Origin of the sequence: Pseudomonas sp. TREG-RG-20F-10-E-6-01 (assembly GCF_022662455.1) — a bacterium.
Lineage (GTDB): Bacteria > Pseudomonadota > Gammaproteobacteria > Pseudomonadales > Pseudomonadaceae > Aquipseudomonas.
This window is the reverse complement of sequence record NZ_JAKNQP010000003.1, coordinates 102,809-115,946: the sequence shown is the minus strand read 5'-3', so window position 1 is coordinate 115,946 and position 13,138 is coordinate 102,809. Positions and strand designations below refer to the sequence as shown.

Genomic DNA, 13,138 nt, shown 5'->3' with positions numbered 1-13,138 from the left:
GGCCTCGCTAAAGCTCGACGGCTCCCACATCAAGACAGGTGCTCCCGCATTTGGACCTCCACGCGTCAATAACCCTTGCGCCGATCCACCTCACCCACCATCTGTTCCCCACGTTCATAACGCCGGATATTCTCCAGCAACACCCCAAACGCACTCGCCGGCTGGGTCATCGCTGCGATATGGGGCGTCAGCACAATCTGCGGGTGATCCCAGAATCGATGATCCGCTGGCGCAGGTTCCTCCTGCAGCACATCCAGCACTGCACCGCTCAGTTGCCCACTGCCCAATGCCTCCAGCAAGTCTTCCTCCACCAGGTGCCCGCCACGGCCCATGTTGATCAGCGCCGCCCCACGCGGTAACTGTGCAAACAGCTGCCGGTCGAGAATGCCTTGGGTCTGCTCGGTCAACGGCAGCACACACAACAGAATATCGCACTGGCTGAGAAACGACGGCAATTGGTGTTCACCGGCGTAGCAGTCCACACCTGGCAACTGATGAGCGCTGCGCGCCCAGCCCGACAGCGCAAACCCCAACGGCGCCAACGTTGCCAGAATCTGCTGGGCCTGGGTGCCCAAGCCCATCACGCCGACCCTGCGATTCACGGCCGGTTGCAACAGGTGTGCCTGCCAGCAGCGCGCTGCTTGCTGCTGGCGGTAGCGCAACATATCGCGGTGCAGGCTGAGCACCGCCCAACTGGCGTATTCGCACATGCCGCGGGTGATGCCCGGGTCGAGCAGGCGCACCACGGGCAGGCCGGGCGGGAGGCGGGAGAGGTCCAGTTGGTCGACCCCGGCCGACAAAGCAAACAGCACTTTCAGGTTGGGCAGTAATTGCATGAGGTTGTCGGGCGCCTGCCAGGCGGCCAGGTAGTCCACGTCTTCGGCATTACCGATGTCGGGCCAGGCGCGCCATTCAATCTGCGGCGCGTGTGCGGCGAACAGTGCCTGCCAATGTTGGCCGCGCACCGGGTCAGCTTTGTAGAGCAAGGCCATGGGCATTTCCTGCAGGGTTTGGGTAGCCCTCATCATCCCCCAAGCCCGGCGCAGGATCTGTTGAAAGGTGGGGGCAAAACAGTCGATCCGAATTTCTCACGGGCCAAGTTCGGCGTAGTTGGTTGCCTGCAAGCCTTACTCTGAACCACATCGCAACCACTTTCCGGGTTGCTGCATTCACGATGGGAACTGCCATGAATAGCAAGGTCGACGAAACCCCTCATTTGCTCCGTCAGCGCGATCAATTCGTTCCCCGTGGCCTGGTGACCGCTCACCCGCTGGTGATCGACCGTGCCCAGGGCGCCGAGTTGTGGGACGTGGATGGCAAGCGTTACCTGGACTTCGTCGGCGGGATCGGCGTGCTGAACATCGGGCATAACCATCCCAAGGTGGTGGCTGCGGTGCAGGCCCAGTTGCAGAAGGTCTCCCACGCCTGCTTCCAGGTGGTGGCCTACCAGCCATACCTCGACCTGGCACAGCGGCTGTGCGAAATGGTCGGCGGGCAGGAAGCCTATAAGGCCGCGTTTTTCACCTCCGGCGCCGAGGCTGTGGAAAATGCGGTGAAGATCGCCCGCGCCCACACCAATCGCTCGGCGGTGATCGCCTTTCGGGGCGGCTTCCATGGTCGTACGCTGCTTGGCACCACGCTCACCGGTATGAGCCAACCCTACAAACAGAACTTCGGGCCGTTTGCACCGGAGGTGTTCCACACGCCGTATCCGAATGCTTATCGCGGGGTGACCAGCGAGCTGGCACTCAAAGCCCTGGATGAACTGCTGGCGACCCAGGTGGCGCCAGAGAGGATCGCGGCAATCATCATCGAACCGGTGCAGGGTGACGGCGGCTTCCTTGCCGCGCCTGTGGAGTTTCTCCAGGCACTGCGTGGGTTGGCGGACAAGCACGGCATCGTGTTGATCCTGGATGAGATTCAGACCGGTTTCGGCCGTACCGGGACCTGGTTCGGCTACCAGCATGCGGGCATCCAGCCTGACCTGGTCACCGTGGCCAAGAGCCTGGCCGGTGGCTTGCCGTTGTCCGGTGTAGTCGGCAAGGCGCACATCATGGATGCACCGCTGCCTGGCGGCCTGGGCGGAACCTACGGCGGTAATGCGTTGGCGTGCGCGGCGGCACTGGCGGTGATCAGCGCGTTCGAGCAGGAGCAACTGCTCGAACGCGGCCAACGGCTGGGCGAACGCCTGCGCCGAGGCCTGCTTGGTTTGCAGGCGCGCTACCCGCGTATCGGTGATGTGCGCGGCACCGGCTTCATGTTGGCGATCGAGCTGATCCAGGATGACCCGGCGCGCACGCCGGATGCCGACCTCAACCAACGGCTGATCGATGAAGTCCGCGCTGGCGGGTTGCTGGTGATCAAATGCGGCGTGCATCGCAACGTGCTGCGCTTTCTCGCGCCGTTGGTGGCCAGCGAGGCCCAGGTCGACGAAGCCTTGCAGATACTCGACGGCGCCTTGGCACGGGTCTTGAACTGAGCCTTTGCTTGTTCAGGGTGGACTGCATCATTGGAGACTTGACCCCACATGGGACTGACAGATTATCGAGCGCTGCTGATCGATTGCGATGAAGTGCTGGTGGACCGCGACTCGGGTGTGTTGGCCGCCTTGCAACCGCTGCTCGACAGCCGTAGCGGGCAGCCGCCCAGGGAGCAGGTGCTGGCCGAGTACAACACGGTGGTCGCGAATCTCTACCCGCGCTTCGCCGAGTTGGGCTTCAGTGGCCTGCTGTGTTTTGCCCACCGCCAACTCGCCGAACGCTGGGGGCTCCACGCCAGTTGGGAGGAGGGCATGAGCTTTGCCCGCAGCGCCGGCAGTTGGGCGCTGTTCGAGGATGCACCGGGGGCTATGCTGTATTTGCGCAAGTTCTATCGGCTACTGGTGCGTGGCGACCGTGACGCAGAGGATCGTGGTGTGTTGTGTGAGCGGCTGGGTATTGCACCGGAAGATTTCATTTCCCTGGCCGATGACCTGCAATGGCTCAGCGAGCAAGCGGAGGATGTGCATCCCGTGCTGCATGTGACACGACCGTCGGTCGCGGCGCACGGGAGGCTGGACCGCTGTTTGATCGGCCGCCAGCGGCCCCGGCAGCCTTCGCGGTGCGCGGCGGATTACTGCATCAGCAGCATGGCGGATCTGGTGGCTCAGCATCAGCTGTCTTTACGGCGCTGATTTTGCTAGAAGATTGTCTTACAAACGGCAGTCAAGAGGTACGCAATGGAAGGGCAAGTGAAACTGGACCGGATCGATATCAGTATTCTGGTTGAACTGCAAAAGGACGGCCGGATGACCAATGTCAGTCTCGCCGACGCCGTGGGCTTGTCTGCCAGCCCGTGTTTGCAACGGGTCAAGCGGTTGGAGTCGGCGGGGTATATTTCCAGCTACAAGGCGCACTTGAACCTGGCCAAGATTACCGATTCGGTCACGGTGTTCACCGAGATCACCCTCAGCGACCATAAGCGCGAAGACTTCGCCAAGTTCGAATCCAATATCCGTCTGGTAGACGAAGTGCTCGAATGCCACCTGATCAGTGGTGGCTACGACTACCTGGTGCGCTTCATGACCCGCAGCATCCAGCATTACCAGGAAGTGGTGGAGAGCCTGCTGGACAAGAACATTGGTATCTCCAAGTATTTCAGCTATATCGTCATCAAGTCGCCCGTGCTCAAGGACGGCGTGCCCCTGCGCAAACTGCTGCGCCACTGAAGCCACCTCCAGCTTGCCAAGTTACCTGCACTGCCGATGAGGAGGCGGTGTGGGGATTGGCGTTGCACCTGACAGTCCACTAAAGCTGGGTGGTCTTGGGTTTCTAAATCAGGTGGTTTGAAGGTTTTCGCAAAACCGATCGACTGCATTTCGACTGAAGCCAATGAGCCGAAGCGCAACGCAGGCTTTCCAACTCATGAAGGGCTCGACCCTCGTTACGCATATTGTCCGCGGCCTTATCAAAGTCACAAGCTAACTAGCGTCGGACTGCGGCATAGGGGGTACGCCGACGCAGAGACTCACAAGGCATGACATATAATTTAACATAATATACATTATGCGTAATATCATGTTACATAATCATGGGCAGTGCCCGTCAGATTTCAACGGGCAAAACCCCTATTGGTTTCAAACCTGAGCAAACCCTCCATCCACGAACATTTCACTGCCGGTCATGAAGTTGCTTTCATCCGATGCCAGAAATAACGCTGCAGCCGCAACTTCTTCTGCCTGGCCGATGCGCCCCAGGGGAACCTGTGCAGTCATGCCGTCAATGATCGCATCCTTCTGACCAGTGCCTGACAACGCCAGGTCCAGGCCAGGCGTCGCGATCGGTCCGGGCGAAAGTACGTTGACGCGAATGCCGGTGCCTTTGAGGTCCAGCGCCCAGCTTCTGGCGAAATTACGCAGCGCGGCCTTAGTGGCGCTATACACGCTGAACGCTGGTGTGCCCATGGTGCCTGTGGTTGAACCCGTCAAGATTACCGAGCCTCCGGCGCCCATCAATGCCAAGGCCTTTTGCACGGTGAACAAGGTGCCTTTGACGTTGATGCCGAACGTACGGTCAAACGATTCCTCCGTGATCGATCCAATCGGCTGGAAATCCCCCAGGCCCGCATTGGCGAACAACACGTCAATTCGGCCTTTTGCAGCTTTGACTTATGTGAAGATGCGATCCAGGTCGTCCAGGTTTGAAATATCGCCCTGAATGGCAATGGCTTCAGGGCCGATTGCGGCCCTGGCGGTGATTGGCGGGAAATGGAAGCCGTTGGTTCTTTATCATCTGGCAAAGAACGTTCACCGCTATGGTGAGCTACGGCGTGCGATCGGTGGCGTGACTGATAAGGTACTTATCCAGCAACTCAAGGAGCTGGAGCGTGATGAGATCATCGCGCGCGTCGACTATCAGGAAATCCCGCCGAAGGTTGAATACTCGCTGACGCCGTTCGGGCGCTCGCTGGCCACGGCACTGGGGGCGCTGTGTGTGTGGGGAACAGAACACATGGACGCGGTTGAACGCATCAGCGAGCGTCGAATGGCTGCCCTCGCCCGTCTTGAAAGTCGCCCCTAAATATAATTAAAGAGCATAACTCAACTAAATATCTATTTAGTTGAGTTATATTAAAAGCATTCAATAACCGCTCGCCGCCGTCGTTGCCCCACCGACTATCGCAATGCCCGAACTGCTGCCCAGGCGTGTAGCCCCGGCCTCAATCATCTTCACCGCCGTCGGATAATCACGCACGCCACCGGATGCTTTTACGCCAACGCCGGCGCCCACGGTTTTGCGCATCAGCGCCACGTCTTCTGCTGTCGCGCCGCTACGGCTGAACCCGGTGGACGTTTTGACAAAGGCCACACCCAGGTCCCGGCAGATTTCACACGCCTGGACTTTCTGTTCGTCGTTCAACAGGCAGGTTTCCAGGATGACCTTTAACGGCACGGCGCCGCAGGCCCTATGGACCGCGGCGATGTCTTCACGCACTGCCTCGAGCAGCCCTTCTTTCAGCCAGCCAATATTGAGCACCATGTCGATCTCCCCTGCCCCGGCGGCAATCGCCCGTTCAGCTTCAAAGGCCTTGGTGTCGCTCAAGCCGGCGCCCAGTGGAAAGCCCACCACCGCACAGATCACCACGTTCTTGTCAGTCAGCCATGAGGCGGCGTAAGGCACTTGCGCGGAGTTCAGGCACACTGAATAAAAACCGTGCTCCATGGCCTCCTCGCACAAGGTGCGGATTTGCTCACGGGAGGCGTCGGGCGCCAGTAAGGTGTGATCGATGTACTTGGCCAATGCTGCGGGTTGAAGAGAGTTCATTTAACGTGCCCTTGCCTGTATGTTGCCAATGATCGTGGGACGCGGTTGTCACAATGCCCACATTAATACGTTACAATAATATCATTAAATGTTACTTATCTAACACCAACAATCAAGCCCTGGAATACGCGTGGACAGTAAAAAAGCCGAGCGACTCAAGCTTATCCAACAAGCTTTGCAGGACCAGAACGCCATCCACCTGCGGGAAATGGCTGCGCTGCTGGAAGTGTCCGAGATGACCCTGCGCCGCGACCTCAACCACTTCTCCGAGCATGTGCGCCTGTTGGGCGGCTACATCACCCGGGTCAGCAGCGAGGCCAGCGATTACCGCGTAGCCGACCAGGACACGCGCCACGTCGAAGAGAAACGCCGTATCGGCAAACTCGCCGCGCGGCTGATACAGCCCGGCGACACGGTGTTTTTCGACTGCGGCACCACCTCGCCCTTTGTCATTGATTTCATCCCCGATGAGTTGGAGTTCACCGCCGTGTGCAGTTCGTTGAACGTGCTGCTCAGGCTGCAGAACAAAGCCAACTGCCACATCGTGCTGTGCGGCGGTACTTTTCACCGCAAGAACCAGGTCTTTGAAAGCAGCGCCGAGAGCAGCATCCTCGACAGCGTGCGCCTGACCTGGGCCTTCGTGACTGCCGCCGGCGTCAGCCAGGCGTTCGGCGTGACGTGCTTCAACTTCAATGAAGTCGAGGTCAAACAAAAGGTTCTGCGCCAGGCCCAGCAACGCGTGTTGCTGGCCGACTTCAGCAAGTTCGACACGGTGCGCACCGCTCACTTCGCCAACCTGGAAGACTTCCAGTACGTGGTCAGCGACAAGAAAATCCCGCGCGCCTATAAAGAAGTCATCCAGGCCAGCGGCGCGCAGCTGCTGATCTAACCCAATAATGTCTGGCGTTCCTGCGCATTCAAGAAGCCGGTGGTCACGCTGAACGAGGCGCTGGCCCCGGCCGCCAGGCAGCGCACGTGGCCTTTGGCTTTCTCGGCGTTATAGCCCTCGGGTTCGCAGGTCGATGGCAGCACGAACGCCGCCACTTGCTGATCCGGCGTGTACAGAATCCAGCGTGCCGCGTGCGCGAATTGTTCGGGGCGGTAACGGGTGTAGAACGCCGTGCCCGCCGGATGGTCCAGCAAAAAATGCGCATAGCCCGTGGCGTCTGTGCCCACGTCGTCGAAGAAAAACACGACCTCAGGGTCGTACAGCGCAGGCGTGTCGAGGCTGGCCAACTGGGTTGGATGCTCGGCCAGTTGCGCCATGTAGGCGCTCCAGTCCGGCGTCGGCTTGACGTGGTCCGGCACACTGGTGCGCAGGCGCAGGCGCTGCATGCCCAGTGGCTCGACGAATCGCGCGCCGTCCACGTATGCGTAGTTCATGTGGGCCATGTACATCAGGTCCATCGGCTTGCCGGCCAGGTTCGTCACGTCCATGTCGATATCGAACAAGGCTGAGTCGGCGCGCAGCGTCACACTGGGGCTCGCCCGGTAGCGATCGCCGAATCCCTTGGCGTATTGATACGAGCCGCCCAGGCGCATAAAGCCCTCGCCGAGTTCCAGCCAGGCCGTGTCCATGGGCGCGCAGGGCATTTCGCCGTGCAAGGCATGCGTGTCATCCGGCGCTGGGCATCCGTTGCGCAACAGGCCACTGTGAAACATGAAGCAGCCGTAAGTGTCGATGACCGTCGGGCTTGGCCGGGGCTCGTCGAACAGGTTGCGCATGGTCAGGTCGCAGCCGTCAAATACGGCCGACCAGATCATCTGCCCTTGATACGGCAACACGACCAGACGTCCACGGCTGTTCTCCATGCTCACCGCCAGCACGCCGGACGGATAAGTCCAGGCGCTGACCTTGAAATCCTCAGACTGCAAAAGCACCCTTTCCTGCTCGGCAAACACCGCCCGGTACAACGGGATACGCGTATTCATGAGGCCACCGCCGCGGCTGCATTTGAGGGCAACGCGCCCGGCTGGCGCAGGCATTTGACCGCGTACATCACAATCACGATAAAGCACAGCAGCGGTACGCTGTAGGCCAATTGCATGTTGCCACCGCTGGCGTCGGACAACAGGCCCTGGAAGATCGGAATCACCCCGCCGCCAACAATGCTCATCACCAGCAATGAACCGCCGACACCGGTGTCTTCACCCAGGCCATCGATGGTCAGGCCGTAAATGGTCGGCCAGCACGGACCGAGAAAAATACTCACGCCGACGGCGGCGTACACCGCGGAAATATTCGGCACCAGAATGGTGTAGGCCAGCAGCACAATGCACAGCACCCCGTAGATCGCCAAGACCTTGGCCGGGTGCAGGCGCCGCATCAATAGATTGGCGATCAACTTGCCGACAAAGTAGGCGGCAAAGGTGGTCAGCAGAAACCATGAAGCGCTGCGCTCATTCATGCCGCCCATTTGCATGGCCAGGCGAATGGTGAAACTCCACACGCCCACCTGGGCACCCACATACAGAAATTGCGCCAGCACGCCAAAGGTAAACCGCGGGTTACGCCACAGCCGCCCCAGGCTTTTGCGCAAGCTGCCCGAGGTGTTGTCGACGGGTGCGTTGCCTTTGCAGGCCGGGAAACGGGTAATGGCGATCAGGATGAACATCAACACCAGCACGGCGATCATCCACTTGTAAGGCAACAGCGTGGACTGGATCATTTGCAACTGCTGCACCGCCGCATCGGTGGCACTCATCTGATTGAGCTGTGCAGTGGTGGCATCGGTGTCCTTGAACATCACAAAGCTGCCCACGTAAACCCCGGCCATGGCGCCGAACGGGTGAAATGTCTGCGAGATGTTCAAGCGCCGCGTCCCGGTTTCCCGTGGGCCCATCAACGTCGAGTAGGTGTTGCACGCGGTTTCCAGGAACGACAGCCCGGCCGCGATCACAAACAGAGCCAGCAAGAACATGCCGTACTTGGCCGTCGACGCCGCCGGGAAAAACAGCAAACAGCCGAGCATGTACAGCGACAGGCCGATCAGGATCGTACTTTTGTAGCTCAGGCGGCGCACCACCATCGCTGCCGGAATCGCCACAAAAAAGTAGCCCAGGTAAAACGCCGATTGCACAAAGGCGGTCTGGAAATCGCTGAGCAAAAACGCTTTCTTGAAGTGTGCGATCAGCACGTCGTTCATGCTCGCCGCCGCGGCCCACAACGCGAAGATGCTGCACAGCAGAATAAACGCGAACCAGGGCGTGCGGTTCAGGTAGAACCCATCGGGTGTCTGTTGCAGCGCAGGTTTGTTCATTATTGTTCTCCGGGCTGGATTAAGGAGCCGAGTTAGACGGCTTAGCGCTGTTGCTGGAAGCGCGTGAACGCTTCGCTGTCGGGATAGGAGGTCTGCGTACCCAGCGCCGTCACCGAGCACGCGGAATACGCCACAGCCTGCTCCATGGCATGACGAATATCGCCGTCAAGGGTCCAGTGCTGAATGAAACACCCGATAAAGGCGTCGCCGGCACCGGTGGTGTCACGGGCGACAACCCGCTGGCCCGGCACCTGGAACGTGCCCTCCTCGCCTACGTACAACGCCCCCTGCTCGCCGAGGGTGACGATGACGTGGCGAATGCCGCTGGCCACCAGGGTTTGCGCGGCGACGCGGGCCGAGTCCGGTGAGTCCACGGTCAGGCCGGTGATCAGCGCAAGCTCCGACTCGTTAGGGATCAGAAAATCCAGTTTTGCCAAGTAGTCGGCCTCCAGACCAGGCAGCGCCGGCGCTGGATTGAGCAGCACGGCAATGCCATGTCGGTGGGCGAATTCGATGGCGTAGTAGACCGTCTGCAGGTTGATCTCCAACTGCAACACAATCAGCGTGCAGTCACGCAAATCAGCCGCCGCCGCCTCGATGTCCGCCGGCGACAAATACGCATTGGCGCCTTTGACGATCAAGATGCTGTTGTGGGAGTCGGCCCGCACAAAAATCGGCGCCACACCACTGGAAACGCCAGGCACCCGTTGCACATAACGCGTGTCGATGCCAAAGCGCTGGAAGTTGGCCAGGGTGTTGTCGGCAAACATGTCGTCGCCGACCTTGCTCAGCATCAATACATCGGCCCCAAGCTTGGCTGCCGCCACCGCCTGATTGGCGCCCTTGCCGCCACACCCGAGGGCAAATCCCGGCGCCTCGAGGGTTTCGCCCTGGGCCGGCATGCGGTCGATGTAGGTAATCAGATCCACCATATTGCTGCCGATGACTGCGATCTTGCTCATTGCTATCCCACCTTGTTGCAGCACGACCAGGCAGGTCGTGGCGCTTTTGTTTTGTTATTTAAATAACATTAAGTGTGAATATTCAATCTATTTTTCAGCGCAAAGATCAATGGTCAGCTCGAATGGGCCGTCGCGACAGGTTCACTGCCAAAAAATGTAGCGCCTGTGTAAACGCCACCTTGTAACCCCTCGGGCGGCTCTCTAAGCTGGCCGGTCTTTCGCCGTCACCCGGAACACCCCATGTCTCGAAGCATCGCCCACCTCGCCCTGTTGCTGGGGTTGATCACCGCCATCGGCCCTTTCGCCATCGACAGTTACCTGCCCGCCTTGCCCACCCTGGGCGCGAGCCTGCAGGCTTCGCCGGCGGCGGTGCAGATGAGCCTGACAGTGTTTTTCATGATCATCGGCGTGTGCCAGCTGTTCTACGGTCCGCTCAGCGATGTGTACGGGCGCAAGCCGCCGATCTATGCCGGCCTGGTGATTTTCGCCGTGGCCAGTGTCGGCTGTGCCCTGGCACCGAGCATCGAAGTGCTGATTGGCTTTCGCGCCCTGCAAGCCTTCGGCGCGTGCGCCGGCATGGTCATCCCGCGGGCGATTGTGCGTGACCTGTACACAGGCCACGAAGCCGCGCGCCTGATGGCCTTGCTGATGCTGGTGATGAGCGTGTCGCCGATCCTGGCGCCGTTGGCCGGCAGCGTGGTGATTTCACTCTGGAGTTGGCGCGAAGTGTTTGCCGTACTGGCTGTGGTGTCCGTGCTGTGCCTGGTGATGACCATTGTGCAGTTGCCGGAAACCCACCCGGCCGAACGCCGATTGGGCAAGACCCTGGGCGACGCCATCGGCAGCTACGGCGCACTGCTGCGCGACCCGGTGTTTATCGGTTTGGCGGTGGTCAGCGGCTTTGGACTGGCGACCTTCTTTGTGTTCATCGGCAGCGCGCCGTTTGTGTACATCGAATATTTCGGCCTGACGCCGACGCAATTCAGCCTGTGCTTTGCGCTCAATGCCGCGTCGTTCTTCGCCATGAGCCAAATGACCGCACGCCTGAGCGCGCGCTTTGGTCTGGCGCCGGTGATTCGCTGGTCGGTCATGGCGGTGGCGGCGATCATGGTGCTGCTGGCCGCCACCACGCTGTGGGGCAATCACCTGGCGGTGATGATGACGCTGCTGTTTATCGGCTTCGGCTTTCTCGGCCTGCTGTTGCCAGCGGCCGGCGTATTGTCCCTGGAGGACCACGGCGCCGTCGCGGGCTCCGCGTCAGCCCTGCTGGGCGCCATCCAGATGATCACCGCTGCCGTGTCCATGACCCTGATCGGGCTGTACGCCGACCACACGCCGGCACCGATGCTGATCGGCATCGCCCTCTGCGCAGTCGCGGCAATGCTGACCACCTGGTGGACACTGCGCCGTTTGCCCGCACATCTACAGCCTTCTCCACGGCGCTGATACGCCTCGTCATCCCAGCAGCCAACGCCCTGAATGCACGATTCCCATCAGGGCCACGGCCAGCAGCACCAGGCATGCCACGCGATTGATACCCACGCGGTATTTGAGCGCGAATGCCTGGCGCGCGAGGGCGATGTACCCCGCCAGCACCATAAAGTCGATAAGCACCTACAGCCCGGTCAACCACGCCACGCTGGCGCTGAACGAGTCAGCCACGTGGATGAATTGAGGGAAGAAGGCGACGAAGAAAATGATGTCCTTGGGGTTGGAAATCCCCACCACAAACCCCGTGCTGATACCGCTTCGCGCGCGGCGGGCCTGGGGAACTTGCCCAGGTGGATAACGCAGCCCCTGGACCGCCAGGTACAAAATGAACAGGCAGCCCAGAAAGCTGATCGCGCTCAGCACACCTGGACTGACGGAAAAACTCCCCGACAAAATCAGTACCGCCACCAGGGCCAGCATCAGCGATGCCAGGTTGGTGCCCGCTGCCGTCAACAGCGCGCACCGGCTTCCGGATTGCAGGCTGGTATTGATGATCAGCGCCACCACCGGCCCGGGCGTGACGATCAGAGCCAACACACTGAAGACGTAAATCAGAAGTAACGAGCTATTCATCGCGCTAAAACGCCTCGTGAGGTAAGGCGTGCGAGCTTGCGCCAGGCCGCGCGCGTTGAAAAATGTAAAAGCCTGTGCCCTACTATGAGTATTAATCACAATGAATGACGCCCATGGCCGAACGCCTTCCACCGCTGTATGCCCTGCGCGCCTTTGAAGTGGCGGCTCGCACGTCTTCGTTTACACGCGCGGCGCAAGCCCTGTCATTGACTCAAAGTGCGGTTAGCCGCCATATCAAAACCCTCGAGAGCCTCCTCGATTGCCGCTTGTTCGAACGCCATGGGCCTCGGCTGAAACTCACCGTTGCGGGCGAACGGCTCGCGCAGGAACTCAAGGTCGGCTTTCGCATCATCGAGCAAGCGTGCGCGCCCTTCCGCGCAGGCACTGGCGATTTACGTTTAAAGGCCCCATCGACGCTGACCATGCGCTGGCTGCTGCACACGCTGGACCTCCTTAAGCTCAGCGCGCCTGAACTGACGATACAGCTGGCCAGTGTCTGGATGGATTTCGACAGTGTGGATTTTTACGCAGAGCCTTACGACTGCGCGATTTTGCTCGGCAACGGTCAGTTCGGCGCCGATGTGCACGCACACAAATTGTTTGATGAATGGTTGATCCCTATTTGCGCGCCCGGCTGGGTTGGCACTGACCTGGCCGAGGCCGAACTGATCCACCCCACTGCCGATCGCCGGGACTGGCGACGCTGGCTGGCCGCCCAGCCGTCTGACGCGCGTATCGACCTGGACCGTGGCAAGGTCTTCGATACGCTCGACCAGGCGATCTCGGCGGCCATGCGCGGCCATGGTGTCTCGATCGGCGACCTGCACCTGGTGGCCAACGATGTGCGCGACGGCCTGATCAGGCTGCCCTGTGCAGCGGCCGTCGCCTCGGGCGATGGCTACTATCTGGTCTGGCCCAGAGAGAGCCGCCACTCACCCAAGTTGCGTGAACTGTACGAGTGCCTGACCGCGCTCGTTCCAACCCTGGATTTGCCAGGCCTTGAGTTCTTGCCTGCGGCTGGCTGAAACCATTCGTCGGGCTCGGCCGACAT

12 protein-coding genes and 2 pseudogenes are annotated in these 13,138 nt (G+C 60.3%); 7 read left to right on the top strand and 7 right to left on the bottom strand.

The window, feature by feature from the left end; all coding sequences use genetic code 11:
- Nucleotides 1-65 precede the first annotated feature (65 nt).
- A complete protein-coding gene (locus tag L8K08_RS10990; protein WP_145160758.1) occupies nt 66-992 on the bottom strand; it encodes a glyoxylate/hydroxypyruvate reductase A in 927 nt (308 codons plus the stop codon).
- Between the two features lie 194 nt (nt 993-1,186).
- Between L8K08_RS10990 and gabT the strand changes: the two genes are divergently transcribed.
- From gabT to L8K08_RS10975, 3 genes are read left to right on the top strand one after another with little or no spacing between them, the layout of a single operon-like run.
- Nucleotides 1,187-2,479 carry a 4-aminobutyrate--2-oxoglutarate transaminase gene (gene gabT, locus L8K08_RS10985; RefSeq protein ID WP_242196637.1) on the top strand — a complete coding sequence of 431 codons (1,293 nt, stop codon included), beginning with the start codon at nt 1,187-1,189 and terminating at the stop codon, nt 2,477-2,479.
- 48 nt (nt 2,480-2,527) lie between these two features.
- Nucleotides 2,528-3,172 (top strand): 2-haloalkanoic acid dehalogenase, encoded by a 645-nt coding sequence (locus L8K08_RS10980; RefSeq protein WP_242196634.1) that lies wholly within the window; start codon nt 2,528-2,530, stop codon nt 3,170-3,172.
- A gap of 45 nt (nt 3,173-3,217) precedes the next feature.
- Nucleotides 3,218-3,706, top strand: a complete 489-nt coding sequence (locus L8K08_RS10975; protein WP_010449292.1) for an Lrp/AsnC family transcriptional regulator — start codon at nt 3,218-3,220, stop codon at nt 3,704-3,706.
- Between the two features lie 408 nt (nt 3,707-4,114).
- On the opposite strand, the pseudogene L8K08_RS10970 reads toward L8K08_RS10975, so the two are convergent.
- Nucleotides 4,115-4,717 (bottom strand): annotated as a pseudogene (locus tag L8K08_RS10970) (SDR family oxidoreductase); the annotation flags it as partial.
- Between L8K08_RS10970 and L8K08_RS10965 the strand changes: the two are divergent.
- Nucleotides 4,701-5,057 carry a helix-turn-helix domain-containing protein gene (locus L8K08_RS10965; RefSeq protein ID WP_242196631.1) on the top strand — a complete coding sequence of 119 codons (357 nt, stop codon included), beginning with the start codon at nt 4,701-4,703 and terminating at the stop codon, nt 5,055-5,057. The pseudogene L8K08_RS10970 and the gene L8K08_RS10965 sit on opposite strands and share 17 nt — an antisense overlap.
- A 60-nt stretch (nt 5,058-5,117) precedes the next feature.
- Here the strand turns inward: L8K08_RS10965 and deoC are convergent, their stop codons facing one another.
- Nucleotides 5,118-5,801 carry a deoxyribose-phosphate aldolase gene (gene deoC / locus L8K08_RS10960; protein WP_242196628.1) on the bottom strand — a complete coding sequence of 228 codons (684 nt, stop codon included), beginning with the start codon at nt 5,799-5,801 and terminating at the stop codon, nt 5,118-5,120.
- A 130-nt stretch (nt 5,802-5,931) separates the two neighbouring features.
- Here deoC and deoR point away from each other — a divergent pair, with 130 nt between their 5' ends.
- Complete coding sequence (gene deoR, locus L8K08_RS10955; RefSeq protein WP_145160769.1) at nt 5,932-6,690, top strand: DNA-binding transcriptional repressor DeoR; 759 nt, start codon at nt 5,932-5,934, stop codon at nt 6,688-6,690.
- Here deoR and L8K08_RS10950 read toward each other — a convergent pair.
- From L8K08_RS10950 to rbsK, 3 genes are read right to left on the bottom strand one after another with little or no spacing between them, the layout of a single operon-like run.
- The gene (locus tag L8K08_RS10950) at nt 6,687-7,733 is read right to left on the bottom strand and encodes an aldose 1-epimerase family protein (RefSeq protein WP_242196625.1); all 1,047 of its coding nucleotides are present in this window, start codon (nt 7,731-7,733) and stop codon (nt 6,687-6,689) included. The two genes, deoR and L8K08_RS10950, sit on opposite strands and share 4 nt — an antisense overlap.
- On the bottom strand, nt 7,730-9,061 hold the full coding sequence (gene fucP / locus L8K08_RS10945; protein ID WP_242196622.1) for an L-fucose:H+ symporter permease: 1,332 nt from the start codon (nt 9,059-9,061) through the stop codon (nt 7,730-7,732). Before fucP ends, L8K08_RS10950 begins: the two co-directional genes overlap by 4 nt.
- Nucleotides 9,062-9,102: 41 nt before the next feature.
- The gene (gene rbsK, locus L8K08_RS10940; RefSeq protein ID WP_242196619.1) at nt 9,103-10,023 is read right to left on the bottom strand and encodes a ribokinase; all 921 of its coding nucleotides are present in this window, start codon (nt 10,021-10,023) and stop codon (nt 9,103-9,105) included.
- A 240-nt stretch (nt 10,024-10,263) separates the two neighbouring features.
- Between rbsK and L8K08_RS10935 the strand changes: the two genes are divergently transcribed.
- Entirely contained in the window at nt 10,264-11,469 is a 1,206-nt protein-coding gene (locus tag L8K08_RS10935; RefSeq protein ID WP_145160777.1) for a multidrug effflux MFS transporter, read from the top strand.
- A 9-nt stretch (nt 11,470-11,478) separates the two neighbouring features.
- Here L8K08_RS10935 and L8K08_RS10930 read toward each other — a convergent pair.
- Nucleotides 11,479-12,087 (bottom strand): annotated as a pseudogene (locus L8K08_RS10930) (LysE family translocator).
- 113 nt (nt 12,088-12,200) lie between these two features.
- Between L8K08_RS10930 and L8K08_RS10925 the strand changes: the two are divergent.
- The gene (locus L8K08_RS10925) at nt 12,201-13,112 is read left to right on the top strand and encodes a LysR substrate-binding domain-containing protein (protein ID WP_242196616.1); all 912 of its coding nucleotides are present in this window, start codon (nt 12,201-12,203) and stop codon (nt 13,110-13,112) included.
- The last annotated feature ends 26 nt before the right edge of the window (nt 13,113-13,138 follow it).